This is a genomic window from Psychrobacter sp. NPDC078409 (assembly GCF_050268505.1).
Taxonomy (GTDB): Bacteria; Pseudomonadota; Gammaproteobacteria; order Pseudomonadales; family Moraxellaceae; genus Psychrobacter.
Window position 1 is genome coordinate 470,863 of sequence record NZ_JBNNGW010000002.1, and the last position, 14,839, is coordinate 485,701.

11 protein-coding genes and 1 pseudogene are annotated in these 14,839 nt (G+C 43.3%); 9 read left to right on the plus strand and 3 right to left on the minus strand.

All coding sequences use genetic code 11. The features are described from left to right. The first annotated feature begins 90 nt into the window (after positions 1-90). The 3 genes and pseudogenes from ACQKC9_RS05005 to ACQKC9_RS05015 all read left to right on the plus strand — a co-directional run bounded on the left by ACQKC9_RS05005 (position 91) and on the right by ACQKC9_RS05015 (position 2,513). Positions 91-1,377 (plus strand): aspartate kinase, encoded by a 1,287-nt coding sequence (locus ACQKC9_RS05005; protein ID WP_057759246.1) that lies wholly within the window; start codon positions 91-93, stop codon positions 1,375-1,377. Positions 1,378-1,800: 423 nt separating this feature from the next. Next, positions 1,801-1,968: pseudogene (csrA, locus tag ACQKC9_RS05010) on the plus strand (carbon storage regulator CsrA); the annotation flags it as partial. Positions 1,969-2,138: 170 nt separating this feature from the next. Further along, positions 2,139-2,513 (plus strand): HopJ type III effector protein, encoded by a 375-nt coding sequence (locus ACQKC9_RS05015; RefSeq protein ID WP_057759243.1) that lies wholly within the window; start codon positions 2,139-2,141, stop codon positions 2,511-2,513. A 108-nt stretch (positions 2,514-2,621) separates the two neighbouring features. Here the strand turns inward: ACQKC9_RS05015 and ACQKC9_RS05020 are convergent, their stop codons facing one another. Both ACQKC9_RS05020 and ACQKC9_RS05025 read right to left on the minus strand, forming a co-directional pair. Further along, entirely contained in the window at positions 2,622-2,933 is a 312-nt protein-coding gene (locus ACQKC9_RS05020; RefSeq protein ID WP_102094259.1) for a YeaC family protein, read from the minus strand. Positions 2,934-2,988: 55 nt separating this feature from the next. Next, complete coding sequence (locus ACQKC9_RS05025; protein WP_427620748.1) at positions 2,989-3,993, minus strand: NAD(+) kinase; 1,005 nt, start codon at positions 3,991-3,993, stop codon at positions 2,989-2,991. Positions 3,994-4,312: 319 nt separating this feature from the next. Here ACQKC9_RS05025 and ACQKC9_RS05030 point away from each other — a divergent pair, with 319 nt between their 5' ends. Continuing rightward, positions 4,313-5,035 (plus strand): Bax inhibitor-1/YccA family protein, encoded by a 723-nt coding sequence (locus ACQKC9_RS05030; protein WP_057759239.1) that lies wholly within the window; start codon positions 4,313-4,315, stop codon positions 5,033-5,035. 98 nt (positions 5,036-5,133) lie between these two features. Here ACQKC9_RS05030 and ACQKC9_RS05035 read toward each other — a convergent pair whose 3' ends face one another. After that, entirely contained in the window at positions 5,134-7,932 is a 2,799-nt protein-coding gene (locus tag ACQKC9_RS05035; protein WP_427620750.1) for a heavy metal translocating P-type ATPase, read from the minus strand. Between the two features lie 437 nt (positions 7,933-8,369). Here ACQKC9_RS05035 and mrcB point away from each other — a divergent pair, with 437 nt between their 5' ends. The 5 genes from mrcB to fis all read left to right on the plus strand — a co-directional run bounded on the left by mrcB (position 8,370) and on the right by fis (position 14,822). Then, the gene (gene mrcB, locus ACQKC9_RS05040; RefSeq protein ID WP_427620752.1) at positions 8,370-10,874 is read left to right on the plus strand and encodes a penicillin-binding protein 1B; all 2,505 of its coding nucleotides are present in this window, start codon (positions 8,370-8,372) and stop codon (positions 10,872-10,874) included. Positions 10,875-10,954: 80 nt separating this feature from the next. Further along, positions 10,955-11,767, plus strand: a complete 813-nt coding sequence (locus ACQKC9_RS05045; protein ID WP_427620753.1) for a tetratricopeptide repeat protein — start codon at positions 10,955-10,957, stop codon at positions 11,765-11,767. Positions 11,768-11,901: 134 nt separating this feature from the next. After that, a complete protein-coding gene (gene prmA / locus ACQKC9_RS05050; protein ID WP_427620754.1) occupies positions 11,902-12,828 on the plus strand; it encodes a 50S ribosomal protein L11 methyltransferase in 927 nt (308 codons plus the stop codon). A gap of 172 nt (positions 12,829-13,000) precedes the next feature. After that, positions 13,001-14,281, plus strand: coding sequence for a DUF3426 domain-containing protein (locus ACQKC9_RS05055; RefSeq protein WP_427620755.1), 1,281 nt, complete (start codon positions 13,001-13,003; stop codon positions 14,279-14,281). 178 nt (positions 14,282-14,459) lie between these two features. Then, the gene (gene fis, locus ACQKC9_RS05060) at positions 14,460-14,822 is read left to right on the plus strand and encodes a DNA-binding transcriptional regulator Fis (protein ID WP_427620756.1); all 363 of its coding nucleotides are present in this window, start codon (positions 14,460-14,462) and stop codon (positions 14,820-14,822) included. The last annotated feature ends 17 nt before the right edge of the window (positions 14,823-14,839 follow it).

Below are 14,839 nucleotides of genomic sequence, written 5' to 3' on the forward strand. Positions count from 1 at the left end.
TGGCTTTATTTATACAAGCATTGGCGAGTATCACATTGACTCTCATCAATGACAATAAAAAGTCATTATTGAATAAATAGGTAGATTTTTATGGCGTTAATAGTACAGAAATACGGCGGCACCTCGATGGGCAGTATCGACCGCATCAAAAACGTCGCCAAACGAGTCAAACGCTGGCATGACAATGGTCACCAAGTGGTCGTCGTGGTCTCAGCCATGAGCGGCGAAACTAACCGTTTGATTGATCTAGCTCGCCAAATTAGCACGCAGCCTGATCCTCGCGAATACGATCAAATGGTCTCAACAGGTGAGCAGGTTTCTATCTCACTCCTCGCTATGGCCATTAAAGAGCTTGGTATTGGTGCCCGTTCAATGACTGGTCGCCAAGTCGCAATTAAAACCGACAATGCCCATAATAAAGCCCGTATCGAAAGCATCGATGACAAAAACATACGCGAGCAATTAGATGCTGGCAATATCGTTATTGTGGCAGGCTTCCAAGGTATTGACGAAGAAGGCAACGCGACCACATTAGGACGCGGCGGTTCTGATACCACAGGTGTGGCGATTGCTGCGGCCTTGGGCGCTGACGAGTGTCAAATTTATACCGATGTCGATGGTGTTTATACCACTGACCCTCGTGTGACCTCAAAAGCCAAAAAACTTGAAAAAATTACGTTTGAAGAAATGCTTGAAATGGCAAGTCTTGGCTCTAAGATTCTACAAATTCGCTCAGTAGAATTCGCTGGTAAATATGGCGTGCCACTACGTGTACTCTCTAGCTTTGATGAAAACACAGACGGTAGCTTTGACCAAGAATTTCAAGACAACGTTGGTACCCTAATTACGATAGACGAAGGAGACAATATGGAACAGGCAATCATCTCAGGTATCGCGTTCAACAGAGACGAAGCAAAAATCTTAGTACGCGGCGTGCCTGACCATCCTGGCATCGCCTCTGCTATCTTAAGCCCAATTGGTCGTGCCAATATCGAAATCGATATGATTGTACAAAACCTTTCAGATAACGGTACCACTGACTTTACTTTCACAGTTAACCGCACTGATTTAGATAAGACGCTAAAAGTGCTTAACGAAGAAGTAAAAGATGAAATTGGTGCCAAAGAAATATTGGGTAACAGTGAAGTTGTTAAAGTTTCATTAGTTGGTGTTGGCATGCGCTCACACGCAGGTGTCGCTAGCCTTATGTTCCAGACATTAGCTGAAAACAACATCAACATCCAAATGATTTCAACCAGCGAAATCAAAGTGTCAGTTCTGATTCAAGATCAACACCTAGAAAAAGCCGTTAAGTCATTGCACACGGCATTTGGCCTAGATCGTGAAGACGGCGAAAGCAAAATCGCTGGGCTATAAGACATAAAAACTGTTAAAATATGGCATTAGCTTTAATGGTTATCTATTAACCGCTATTAATGACTTTATATAGTATGTAGATAAACAGCATTTAAATTAATAGCGTTTGAATTAATAGTATCCAAATAAATACAGTACTTAAATAAAATAGGATCTTTTTAGGTCCTATTTTTATTTTTTAGCATAGTTGAAATGAGCATTTACCTAATAGTTTTGTGAAAAACCGTGACAGTATCTGTTATGCCGCCTATAATGGGGCTTTCATTTGGGCTAAATGAATCTACCTATCATTACCGCTATTGGCACGATATCTGGCATCGTGATAATGGTTATATTACATGTTTGGTGCTGCGGTGATGTTCTGCAATTGAGAAGTAATCTGATGAGTAATAATTTGTTGATGCGACATAAGGAGTGTGACGCATGTTAATTTTGACACGCCGCGTGGGCGAAACCCTAATGATTGGCGACGAAGTAAGTGTGACGGTTCTAGGCGTCAAAGGCAATCAAGTACGTATCGGTGTAAACGCACCTAAAGATATTGCAGTACACCGCGAAGAGATTTATCAACGTATTCAGCATGAGCGTTCTGTACAGTCGCAAATGCAGCATCTTGAGCAAGGCAACTTTTCGCCTTCGTTTGATGACGAAGACTACTTTAATCGCTAAATTATAATACTGAACGCTCAACGGCTATTACCATCATTGAGCACACATAAATATTATATTGTTTTTTTAATCTGCTCTGAGGTCATTTATTTATGAGTATCCGCCAATCAGATGTATCGGCATTACTTAATGGTTTGAACAAAAAAGCCATTGGATTCAATGATGTCATCAGCTTTATCGATGATTTTTATCGCTACGCGCCTGCCCCTTTTGTAAATGGGATGGTACATAATGCAGCCGGTGAGAACGAAGGTAGCGCAAAGATTTTTGGTTTTGCTAAGCACCATGGCCTGAACCAATTGGACACGCTTAAACTATTTGGCGAACATTATGCCAAGGTACAAGCAACGCCTAACGGTACCGATCATGCCAATATCCGCAATTTTTTACATTGGGGCTGGCAAGGATTTTTGATGCAAAAGAACCCGCTAACGGTTCGTCCTAGTGTCGATACGACTGCTATTTAATCATTTATGATGATTTAATTATTGGTAAAGTAAAAAAAGCCACGCTATATAGCGTGGCTTTTTTCTGACAATTGTTTTTATAATAACTATTATAGACTTCTTATAAACCTATTTATCACGGAACTTAACAGGCTGTACCGCGCCTTTAGGATTCGGCATATTAGGATAGTGATGCTCGTGTTCGACGTCACATTCAGCGCCAACGACAGTACCATCGTCTTTTACAGGTTTATGAATATAACCTGTACGCTCAGCTGGCGGCAGATGCTCATGTTCCCATACCATCACTGCTTGCATACAAGTCTCACGCTGCTCAGCGGTAATCTTACGACCGTCAGGCCATTTACCTAGCTCAATCGCCATACGAAATTTATCAACCACTTCGGGCGTTAGACTTGCTAGTATTGTTTGTTTATCCATCTTACCTACTCTCCACTACCATTTTTTGTATCATATTTGGGTCTAATAGATACGCTTATTCATCGTCTATAATATCATCATCGACATCAAGACTGAATTCTTCGGCATGTACGTTCCAGTGCAGCTTTGTACGGCAGGCCTCATAAAAGTCAAACCCAGGCGGGTGCAACAAAGTAAGCTTATCAGGATGCTTACGAATATGTAAGCGCTGCTCTTGCTCAAGTGGCACGCTTGGCTTACCATCTGCACTCACCATCGGCTGAGTACGATTGTCTTCGTGGATACGAATACAGACCTCACTATTACCACTGACCACAATCGGTCTGCTAGATAATGTATGGGGATGCATCGGCACCAGACAAATAGCGTCCATACTCGGATGAATGATTGGACCGCCACCTGATAAGGCATAAGCGGTAGAGCCAGTCGGTGTTGCTGCTATCAGGCCATCACTATGCTGTCTATAAACATCATGTCCATCAATTTTCATCTGAAAATCAATCATATGTACGGATTTACCAGCATGCAGTACGATGTCGTTCAGCGCCATGTCTTCATGAATAATTTTGCGCCCTTCTCGTATCTCCATCGTCAATAAGAACCGATGATCCAGTTGATAGTCTCCCATCAACACTTGACGTAACTTAAACGCAGCTTCATCAGGTTTTACATCTGCTAAGAACCCTAAACGACCACGGTTTACCCCTAGTACAGGTACACGGTAGCGTGCTAGCGCTTCAGCAGCATGTAGTATCGAACCATCACCGCCAACAACAATAACCAAATCACAAATTTCACCAATCAAACCACGTTTGACGATTTTGACTCTTTCTATATCTGTGAGGTCAAGCGTTGGCAAATTGGCCGTTTGTACATCCATTATCAACGTCAAATCCATGTCATTGACGGTTTGGGCAATCTGTACCAAGCTTTGAGTGACACTACGTTTACCAGCACGGCCCATCAGACCAATGCGCCTAAAGGCGGGGTTTTTAATAGCGTGGAATAGCTCTGATTCATGTAAGTGTGGCAATCTTGCTGACTGCGCTGAGTTTTCCATAAAACGACTCGGTATAACGGTGAAGTACAAGGTAATGATAGCGATAAATGCGCGCTTAGACTAGCATGTTTATGAATTATCGTTGTTAACTGTCGTAACTGACCCCATATAAAAGCTATCGAATGTTTTCCTTAGCTGAATCTTTCTGTTCAATTGTCAAATTAACGTATTGATCGATACAGTAGCCCGATGCGCTAGCCAATGAGCAGTCTAAGGTCGAGCCGCAGCGGTTGTCACGCAAACACAGTTGACAATAATGGCGGTTTTGCTAAAGTAACTAACATCACTATTTTTATATATTACTATTAAGGACTTATGTATGGCCAATCCTATTGTCAGTCGCGCAGAACTTGCGATCGGCGGTAATCCAATGACGGTCAAAGGCGTAATTCAAAAGACCAGCTTGTTACTTGGTTTATCAGCCATTACTGGTGTGGGCTTTTTCTTTTATGCGCTTATGGCAGGTTTATCGCAAGGTTTTATTACGATGGCAGCCTTTGGTAGCATGATTGCTGCGTTTGTTCTGGCTCTTTTTATTACCTTTAAGCCGCAAAAAGCCAAGACTTTGGCAGTGCCTTACGCCTTGCTAGAAGGTATATTTTTGGGCGGTATCTCATTATTTTTCATGAGAATGTATCCAACAGTACCAGTCACGGCGATGTGCGCAACTTTCGTCACAGCTGCAGTTATGCTGGGGCTATATCGTTCAGGTCTAGTTAAGGTTACTGAAAAGTTCCGCTCTATCGTGACCTCGGCGGTTATTGCCATTATGCTTGTCTATGTAGCACAGTGGGTACTTTCTCTAGCGTTTGGTTCATCACTACCATTCCTATTTGAAGGTGGCGCTATTGCTATTGGCTTTAGCTTATTTGTCATCGTTATCGCTTCTTTCACCTTGCTATTAGATTTCGATAATATTGATCGTGGTGTTGCGATGGGTGTTTCTGAAGATTACGAATGGTTGTTCAGTATTGGTATTCTTGCGACCTTAGTTTGGATGTATATCGAATTTATGCGCCTATTAAGCTATCTACAAGACTAATTGTAAGAGCTACCTAACAGTATCTCTGTATAGAAAAAACCGCCTTTCATTTGATGCAAGGCGGTTTTTTTATGGGCAGGTTTTACAGTCTTTCTTAACTAAGCACGTTTTAGACGTAGAGCATTTAACACGACAAACAATGAGCTAAGTGACATCCCAATCGCAGCGAGCCACGGTGGTACATAGCCTAAAGCCGCTGGTATCAGGACGATACTGTTGTAAGCGAGCGCCCAGCGGAAGTTTTGCTTGATAATACGTTCCGTTTTATCAGAGATACGTTTAGCCGCAGTGATGGCCTCGATTTGTCCATTTAAGATAATACTATCACTAGATACTTGTGCTAAGTCTGCCGCACCTGCAATCGAGGTCGAGACATCTGCTGCGGCTAACACTGGTGCATCATTGATACCATCACCTACCATCAATACCACAGCACCGTTAGCTTGCAGCTGCTGAATATGATTGACCTTATCAGTTGGTGATAGTCCATTGTATGCTGCTTGCATACCTAAACTCTCAGCCATCAATAGCGCTTGCGGGCTTGGGTCACCTGTCAACATAACAGACTCGATACCTAGTTCTTTGAGCGTATCAAGCATCGACTGCGCACTATCACGTACCTTGTCATTGAAATAAAAACATGCCAGCGCTTGCCATCCGTTATCATCAGTGTTCTGACAAGATAATACCACTGCTGAGCTGGCTCGCTGAGCTACCAGATCAATGGTTAAATCATTACTAGCATCTATATCATTGGCGCTATTATCTGTTCTGTCTAACGCAAAGTCCTTGTGACCGATTCGATATACAGTGCCATCAATAATCGCTTCTACACCGCCCGCTGGATAATGCTGTACGGCTTGCGTCGATGGTAGATGTAACTGATAGGCCGCCGTCAGTAACGCGTGGGCAATTGGATGCCGACTCCCTACTTCTAGAGCAGCTGCAATTGCCAACAGCGTATCTTTTTGAGCCGTTGAAGATAAACCATCAGATTCGGTCTGAATTTTTGGCGCTACCAACTCGATATTTAATAAATTTGGCTTGCCATAAGTTAGCGTGCCAGTCTTATCAAAAGCAACATGCGTGATTTCAGCCAGCGTTTGTAATGTATGTCCACGCGTCGTCAAAAAACCATAACTTGCCAGACGATTGGTTGAGACGGTCAAGGCAATCGGCGTCGCCAATGACAATGCACAAGGACAAGTAGCGACCAAGACTGCCACGGTTGCCCAAATCGCTTGGCTTGGGTCAACGATATACCAGCCAACAAACACTAAAACTGATAGCACTAAGATACGCGCCACAAACCAACGTGCCAGCTTGTCTGCTTGCTGCGCCAGTTTGGGTTTTTCGCTCATGGCACGATTCATCAATCGATCAATTAAACCTATCTGACTGTCTTTTGGCAATGCGGTGACTAGCATTTCAAACGGCTGGCTATCGTTTTGTGCACCGCCGACAATATAATCCCCTTGGGTCTTGATAATTAAATCACCTTCACCCGTCAGTAGACTTTGTGACACCGTTGCAGTAGAACTTAGCAAGATACCATCACTGATAATCTCTGAACCTGCCTCAACCAAAATAATATCACCCACTTGTAAACTATGAGCGGTGACCATTTGCTTTGACTCTATATCGCCTTCGGGTTGTGATTGCGCATTCTGTTGGTTGCGTGACTGCTGCCAATCTTGAGCGATACGCGATGTGATCTGATGAACATTGGCATCCATACGCTGCATAAAATCAGGCATAACTTCAACAGCCATACCCGGATCCTTCTGAGCCTCATCTTCGATAACTTCACCTTGTTGAGACGCATTTTCTTTCGGCAGTTGTAAAATACGCTCGGCAGCGGCTTTATTTTCAGCGACTTTTTGTACCAATACCGGCTCAACCACCACCAAATCATTAGCCATAGTGGCGGCTTTTAGACGTGCGTTGTGCTCGATATAACGCCCTGCCAGCAAAAAGAAAATAAACATGCTGACCGAGTCATAGTATGTCTCCCCTTGCCCAGTGATAGTGGCGTAGAGACTGGCAAAGAAAGTAATAATCAACGCAAGACTGACGGGCACATCCATATTGACTTGGCGGGCACGAATCGCTGACCATGCAGAGGTAAAGAAAGGAATACCAGCATAGAAAAATACAGGCGTGCTCACAAATAAAGATACCCAACGCAAAAAGTCACGCTGGAATATCAACATGTCGCTATATTCACCAAAATAAAGCGCAACAGCATACATCATCGCCTGCATCGAACCTAGTGCAGCGATGCCGAGACGCAATAGCATTTGATTATTATGACGTGCCAGCATGGCTTCGTGAGTATCTTGGCGATAAGGCTTGGCTTCGTAGCCGATTTCATTGATGACCGCTAAAATGCGACTGATGGGTAACTTATCTTCATCCCAAATGACCCGCATACGTTGGTTGGTCAAATTTACCTGACATTTCCCAATACCCTCTAGTTCATCGAGGCGCGACTCAATCAGCCAAGTACAGGCAGCACAGCGTAAGTTATTAACAGACAGCTCTGCTACTGACATGCCATCTTGCGCGTAAACGAATTGTGATTTTATCTCGTCATGATCGTAGACTTCGAGGCGCGTCAGCTGAGTTGGCAAACTTGCCGTACGGTTAATCTCTGAACGGTCAAGATAATACTGCTCAAGACCAGCCTCTACTATGCTTTGGGCAGCTAACTGACAGCCCATACAACACATCTCTCGTGACTGACCTAATATCTCGGCATAAAACGGTGGCTGAGGTACGGGGTCGCCGCAGTGAAAACAGTGGTCAGCCAACGGAAGCACTAATCCTTCGATGATAGAAGTGTCTTCATAAGAGTGATTGGTAGCAGATGATACTGATGATGGAATACTAGACATAGTCGCGCTTACTTCCTTTGACAGGCTTGCTTAAAATGCATTCACTTAAAGCAAACTTGCTCGTATTGACTGTACTGTACGTCATCCAATAGAGCCGTTTTTAATCACATGAATATCACTACTGTTAGTAGCGCAGTATTAATAACAAGCGGCTAATAGCAAACAATTAGCAACAGCGAATTCATACAAAATACATCGTGAGGGCCATCGTAAATTGTTATCTTATATGGCGTTTATCTACCAGATTGAAAGTGACTGACGCTTTATTACAAGTATCGGTCTTTTAATAGGGATTATACTATAAGCCATCGCTATGAGCAGTACCATCACTCATGGTCTACGACCAATAAATGCCTGCGTTGACGATGATAGATTGAAAAATTTGTCAATTTGCGTCATTATGAGGCAGTTTTTTATCCAAAAATGGTGCGACATCCGTGCAAAAACCTAATTACAAGTTACCAAATACCAAGTTATCGGCGTCATCTAAGTCTGCTATGCATACGCTACCCTCACAGCAGCGCGGCTTGGTCTTTAGTAGTCTGCTATTAATTATCATCATTGCAGGCATGGTGCTGTTGGCGCTGTATTTGATCAAACTTGATCGCACCATTACTCATAAGTTTGAGGGCAAGCGCTGGGATATTCCAGCCAAAGTATATTCGCAGCCGCTTGAGCTGTATCAAGGCGCCAATGTCGATAGAGATACGATGAAGACATGGCTAGAGTTGCTTAACTATCAAAGTAACAAAGCTTATGATCGTACGGGTACCTATCATCGGACAGGTAATACTTACTTTATTCACACTCGCGGCTTTACGTATAGTGCTAATGATAAAGATGCCGAGCAAGTTATCAAAATGACGATTTCTGGTAATAAAGTAGAGTCTATCCAGAGTACCCTACCTGCCAAAAGCGGCATCATTCGTCTAGAGCCTGTCAATATCGGTGGTATCTATCCAGACAGCAATGAAGATCGGATGGTTGTGTCTTTGGACGAAGTGCCTCAGCCGTTAATTGATGCCCTTATCGCTACCGAAGATCGCGCGTTTTATGAGCATAAAGGGGTATCGGTACGTGGTATCGCCCGTGCCGTAATCAATAACTTTACTGGTGGTGCCAGACAAGGTGGTTCGACAATCACTCAGCAGCTGATCAAAAACTTTTACCTCAATTCAGATCGCACTATCAAACGCAAAGCCAATGAAGCCTTGATGGCCGTGCTACTTGAGCTGCATTACAGCAAAGATGAGATTTTACAGACCTATTTGAATGAGATTTATCTGGGTCAAAATGGCAACCGCTCTATCAATGGTTTTGGTTTAGCATCACAGTTTTATTTTGACAAACCACTTAATGAGCTGCGCTTAGATCAGCAAGCGATGCTGGTTGGTATGGCAAAAGGCCCAAGTATCTATAATCCACGTCGCAATCCAAATGACTCAAAAGCACGCCGTGATGTGGTACTTAATAACATGCTGACCATGGGCACACTGAGCCAAGAAGACTACGACAAAGCCTTAAAGCAACCGCTTGGTATCGTGGACAAGCCTGCTGAAGGCAAAAGCCAGTTCCCTGACTTCTTAGATATTGTTAAACGTGAGCTAAATACTGTTTATTATTCTGACGACCTCAAGAACGAAGGTCTGATTATTATCAGTACTCTAGACCCTATCGCTCAATTGGCCGCAGACAAAGCCGTTGATAGAAAACTTGGTGAACTGCGCCGTAACAGCAGCAAAACTAAAGATTTACAAGGTGCGTTGGTGAGTGCCAATCCTGAGACTGGTGAGCTAGTATCTGTTGTAGGTAGCGGCAGTGAATTTACAGGGTTTAATCGCGCGGTCGATGCCAAACGCCAAGTTGGCTCGTTGCTGAAGCCTATCATTTATATGACTGCGCTTGAGAGCGGTCGTTATAACTTGGCCAGTTCAGTAGATGACTCCCCTATTACGGTCAATCTAAACGACGGTACTGACTGGAACCCTAAAAACTACGACAACCGTGATCATGGCTATGTACCATTTACCACGGCATTGTCTCAATCGTATAACCAAGCAGCAGTACGCTTAGGTATGGAGTTCGGCGTTAATACCTTTGCTAAGCAATTACAGCGTATGGGTATCAAAGAAAAAATCCCACCTTACCCATCAGCATTACTAGGCTCAGTTAATTTGAGTCCGATGGATATGCTTGGTATTTACCAAGTATTTGCTACTGGTGGCTTCCGCACGCCTATTCACAGTATCCGTACGGTCATTGATGATCGCGGCCGTATTTTACAGCGTACTGGGCTTAACACTCAGCGCAGTATTCCACCTGAAACTAACTTTTTGACCAACTATGCATTACAGCAAGTCGTATCAAATGGTACCGCCAGACGTGCGCAATCACTCGGCAGCAATTTAAACCTAGCAGGAAAAACAGGTACAACAAACGACTACCGCGATGCTTGGTTTGCAGGCTATAGTGGCAACTATGTAAGTGTCGTTTGGGTTGGCCGTGATGATAATAAACCGATTGGTTTGAGTGGTGGTACTGGCGCCTTACCAGTTTGGGTAGATTATATGAAACGCCTAAAACTGACTCCAGTTGCTCTACCAGAGCCAGAAGGTATCGAGTGGTTATGGCTAGAGAACAACTCAGGCAAACTGTCTAATGAACGCTGCGCCAACGCTCGCTACCTACCAGTAATGTCAGCTCATCTACCAGAAGAAGCTAGCAGTTGTGCGCTAAGCCTGTACCAGCAAGATCGTGCGCGTGAACAGACACAATTTCAGAACCAGCAAGGTGATATCAATCAACAACGTCGCCGCGAAGGTTTAGAGATTCCAAATGGTGAAGCTGTTGAATCTGATGGTGCAGAAGGTAGCAGCGAGCAAAGTGAAGGTGATGAAGACCGTGCTGATACTTGGTATGACCGCGCTGTTGAATGGTTCTAACTATTGAGTGGTTCTAGCTGTTGAATGGCTCTAATAGTGTTTTTGATATTTAGCTTTTAATATTTAAAAAAGGTTTTAACATGATGGTGTCATCTTTACGGACAACTACTTCAGTAAAACAAACCATAATGCTATGGCGTAATAAAATTACGTCAAGCAATACCTTACTTGCAGGCAGCGCGGTCGTTGGTATATTAAGCCTAAGTGCTTGTCAAACAGCACCTAGCACGTCGACCACAGTGCAAACAACGCCTGTTCAAACATTACCAACGTCACAACCGACAGTACAATCAACGACAACTGCCCCAGCGCCTATCGCTGAAGCAAATGATCAAAGCAACTATCCAACCGAGCCTTACGATGCAGTTGAACAGTCCGAAACACCAAATCCGTTAACGCAAGAGACACCTGTATTTACGCCTCCTGCACCAGAAGTGACGCAGCCTGATCCTGTTATCATTGCGCCTTCTCGTAACGACTATATAATCTCTGAGCCATCGGTACCGTCGCATAATGAGTTACTTGAGCACGCTAGAAGAAACTCGCAACAACGTACTCAACAATCTGCCAGCAACAATAGTAATCTGCCTGCGTTTCGCAATTTGATGCAAGTAGGTATCAGTCAGTTGAAAGCAGGCAATCTAACCAATGCAGAGAACAGCTTTACCCGTGCACAGCGTCTAGCACCCAAATCATCGGCGGTATACTTCTATTTGGCACAAGTAGCATTGAAAAAGAACCAGCCTCGTAAGGCAGAAGCGATGGCACGTCGTGGTCTTAGTGTCTCTCAAGACAGTAATCGTAGACGAGCACTATGGCAAGTTATATTGCAATCAGGACAAGCTCAGGGTAACTCACGCGTGGTCAATGAAGCAAAACAAGCATTGCGCTAATAACCGAGTATTTGTACCTCTTAGATTTATTAGTTAAAACATCTATATACATTATTCATTTCATTGTGTGTAGACTTATCTCGGGCATTCCCTAACACATACACTTATTTTTATTTCCGCTTAAGGTTATCTTTATGGCATGGCAACAACTGCATTTACAATGTGAAAAATCAAACGTCGACTTGGCTGAAGCGCTTTTATTAGAGGCAGGTGCATTATCAATAGCTTTAGACGATGCTGGCGATCAACCTCTGTTTGAGCCACTTCCAGGTGAATCACCGCTTTGGGATGAGGTGATACTAACAGGATTGTTTGATGCGACTACTGATGCTGGCAGTCGTCAAGCGGTTGAGCAATTAAGTCATGAAATTGCTGCACAAGTGCAAGCTACTCGTATTTGGCTAACGGCTGTTGATGATAAGGACTGGGAGCGCGAGTGGATGAGCAACTATCATCCTATCGAATGTGCTAATGACTTATGGATTGTGCCTGACTGGCTAACGCCGCCTAACCCTGAAGCCACCAATATCATTATGGATCCAGGCTTGGCATTTGGTACTGGCTATCATGCTACGACTCGCCTGTGCCTAGACTGGCTAACAGAGCAAGACCTAACAGATAAAGTGATTATCGATTATGGTTGTGGCTCAGGCATTCTAGGGATTGCTGCTTTATTATTGGGTGCACGTCAGGTATATGCAGTCGACATTGACCCGCAGGCGGTACTTGCTACCAATCAGAACGCGGTACGCAACGATGTAGGCAATCGTTTGCAGGCATTCTTGCCAGAAGAATTTACAGAGTATTGCTCGCAACATGATGTTTTACCTGTAGAAGTGATCGTTGCCAATATTTTAGCAAAGCCGCTTATCGGTTTAGCACCTTACTTTGCGACACTCATTGCGCCAAAGGGCCGTATCGTATTAGCAGGTTTGATTGAGTCGCAAACCGAGCAAGTCACTGAAGCCTATCAGCCATATTTTGCACTGGATCCGAAGCATGCTTTTACTGCGCAAGAAGACCAACACTGGCAGCGTTTATCAGGTACATTTACTAGCTAGCAACATTTAATTACATCTGTTACGATAGAGGGCAGTCAAATGTTATGTGTTTGACGCCACTCTGTCTTTGCCCATGATTCATCGAAATTGAAAAAGTACAATGAGTATTGTGGGCAGCTATTGGTGAGTGGCTAAGCGGTATTGATAACCATACTTTTTTGGATTCGCCTCTATGACCACGCCAATAAAAACCCAATGCCCCCATTGCCAAGCTTGCTATAGTGTTAAACAAACTCAATTGAATCAAGTCAATGCTACCATCAGCTGTGATCGGTGCCAGCAAATTTTTTTGGTCAATAAGCATCTTGTGGTAAATTCTGAGGTTATTCAAAAACCAACACCACAAAAAAATATTCCTGCTCAACAAAAAGCTCAAACTCAACCGATATCAAATGAGCAAAAAGCGAATACTAGTAGCAATCAGCATGAACTTCAAAATGTGCCAAATCGCCCCACAGCTTCAATCAGTAAGAAAAAATCATCTGGTACTTTGATTCATGACGACTTAATCTATGATGATATGGATATAGACGATCCAGAAGAGAACGTTCAAGAGTATGACTCATTAGATAGCATGGATGCATGGTTAACCCAAGCCAGTAATACCAGTCCTAGCGTAGAAACCACAGAAAAACCAAAAGCGCCCTCTTCTAAAGAAACTATCAAAAGCCCTAATCCATCAATAAAGAAACCATCTACTCGTACAATATCAGCATCAGCATCAGCATCAGCATCAGCATCAACACAGAACATGCTTAGCTCGGCAGCGGCCAATGATATTCATGCCAATATTGAGAGTACTGATAACAATTCGTGGCTGCAAAAACTATTAGAAGAACAAAATCAAGATGAAGAAACACCGCCAGATGACACAGACTTATCACAGCTTCTATCTGATATGGGAGTACCCGTTAAAGATGAAGAGCCTGCTGCCGACGATCGTTTAAGAAAAACCCAGCTACCGTTTGCACCAACCCAAACGACACGTTCTATTGCATCACTATTATGGGTACTAGGTTGTTTGGTCCTAGCACTGCTACTCGCGGCTCAGTATGTTATTTTTAACTTAGAAAATTTAGTGAAAAACCCAGCCTATGCTCAGCGTCTCCAATCGATCTGCTCTGTCGCTGCCTGCAGCTTGCCCAGTGCAGACTTATCAGCGCTTACCATCAACAATACCTTTCATAGAAGCAGTCAGATTAAAACTGCTGGTACATTTAGTGATATAGGCGCTACTCTAAGTAATGGCAGCCCGCAGGCACAATTATACCCCAATGTTAAAATAAGCGTTTACGGTAGAGACAAGCTTATTGGAGAGTTCATTGCAGATCCAAACGATTATTTATTAGGCAAGCAAAGTCAGTTAGCTGCCAATACAGATAGACAGCTATTATTTACTATCCCTGTTGCTAACGCGCAAATTCGCGACATTACTATGACCGCTCTTTATTAAATTAAGTTGTCATATATAAATAAGCGTGAGTAGAAAACACGCTGTAAATTCATTTTCAATTAAACCGTGATAGCCAAGATAACGATGAATCTATCAGCGCTAGGCGATATTAATTTGATATACTATGGTTCTGACCCCTTACAATCAGAATTTTTCTTCATCTCAAGGATATTATTTTATGGCACCTCATGCACAGCATAATGCCAATCATTTTGCTAAAAGCTCTGAGTACCCTGCCGATTATAATAAAGACGAATACCAACCGCCTACGCAGGGCTTTGATTTTGCTAGTCAAAACTATACAAATAGTGCGCAGCAACCTCTACGGGTTCATGTAGAGCGTGTGGTACGTCAATACTTTGCGATGCTAGGAGATGAGATGCCCACTGATTTATATGAGCTGATTTTGAAGCAAGTCGAAGAGCCTCTCTTATCTGTCGTCCTAGAAAAAACAAGAGGCAACCAAACCAAATGTGCTCAGATATTAGGCCTAAATCGAGGCACTTTGCGCAAAAAAATGAAGACCTATGATTTAATGTAGCATTGTTATATGAGCTT

Bases quoted from the DNA above. Each gene is read 5' to 3' on its own strand.
- ACQKC9_RS05005 (WP_057759246.1), top strand. From the start codon at position 91: ATGGCGTTAATAGTACAGAAATACGGCGGCACCTCGATGGGCAGTATC.
- ACQKC9_RS05015 (WP_057759243.1), top strand. From the start codon at position 2,139: ATGAGTATCCGCCAATCAGATGTATCGGCATTACTTAATGGTTTGAAC.
- ACQKC9_RS05020 (WP_102094259.1), bottom strand. From the start codon at position 2,933: ATGGATAAACAAACAATACTAGCAAGTCTAACGCCCGAAGTGGTTGAT.
- ACQKC9_RS05025 (WP_427620748.1), bottom strand. From the start codon at position 3,993: ATGGAAAACTCAGCGCAGTCAGCAAGATTGCCACACTTACATGAATCA.
- ACQKC9_RS05030 (WP_057759239.1), top strand. From the start codon at position 4,313: ATGGCCAATCCTATTGTCAGTCGCGCAGAACTTGCGATCGGCGGTAAT.
- ACQKC9_RS05035 (WP_427620750.1), bottom strand. From the start codon at position 7,932: ATGTCTAGTATTCCATCATCAGTATCATCTGCTACCAATCACTCTTAT.
- ACQKC9_RS05045 (WP_427620753.1), top strand. From the start codon at position 10,955: ATGATGGTGTCATCTTTACGGACAACTACTTCAGTAAAACAAACCATA.
- prmA (WP_427620754.1), top strand. From the start codon at position 11,902: ATGGCATGGCAACAACTGCATTTACAATGTGAAAAATCAAACGTCGAC.
- ACQKC9_RS05055 (WP_427620755.1), top strand. From the start codon at position 13,001: ATGACCACGCCAATAAAAACCCAATGCCCCCATTGCCAAGCTTGCTAT.
- fis (WP_427620756.1), top strand. From the start codon at position 14,460: ATGGCACCTCATGCACAGCATAATGCCAATCATTTTGCTAAAAGCTCT.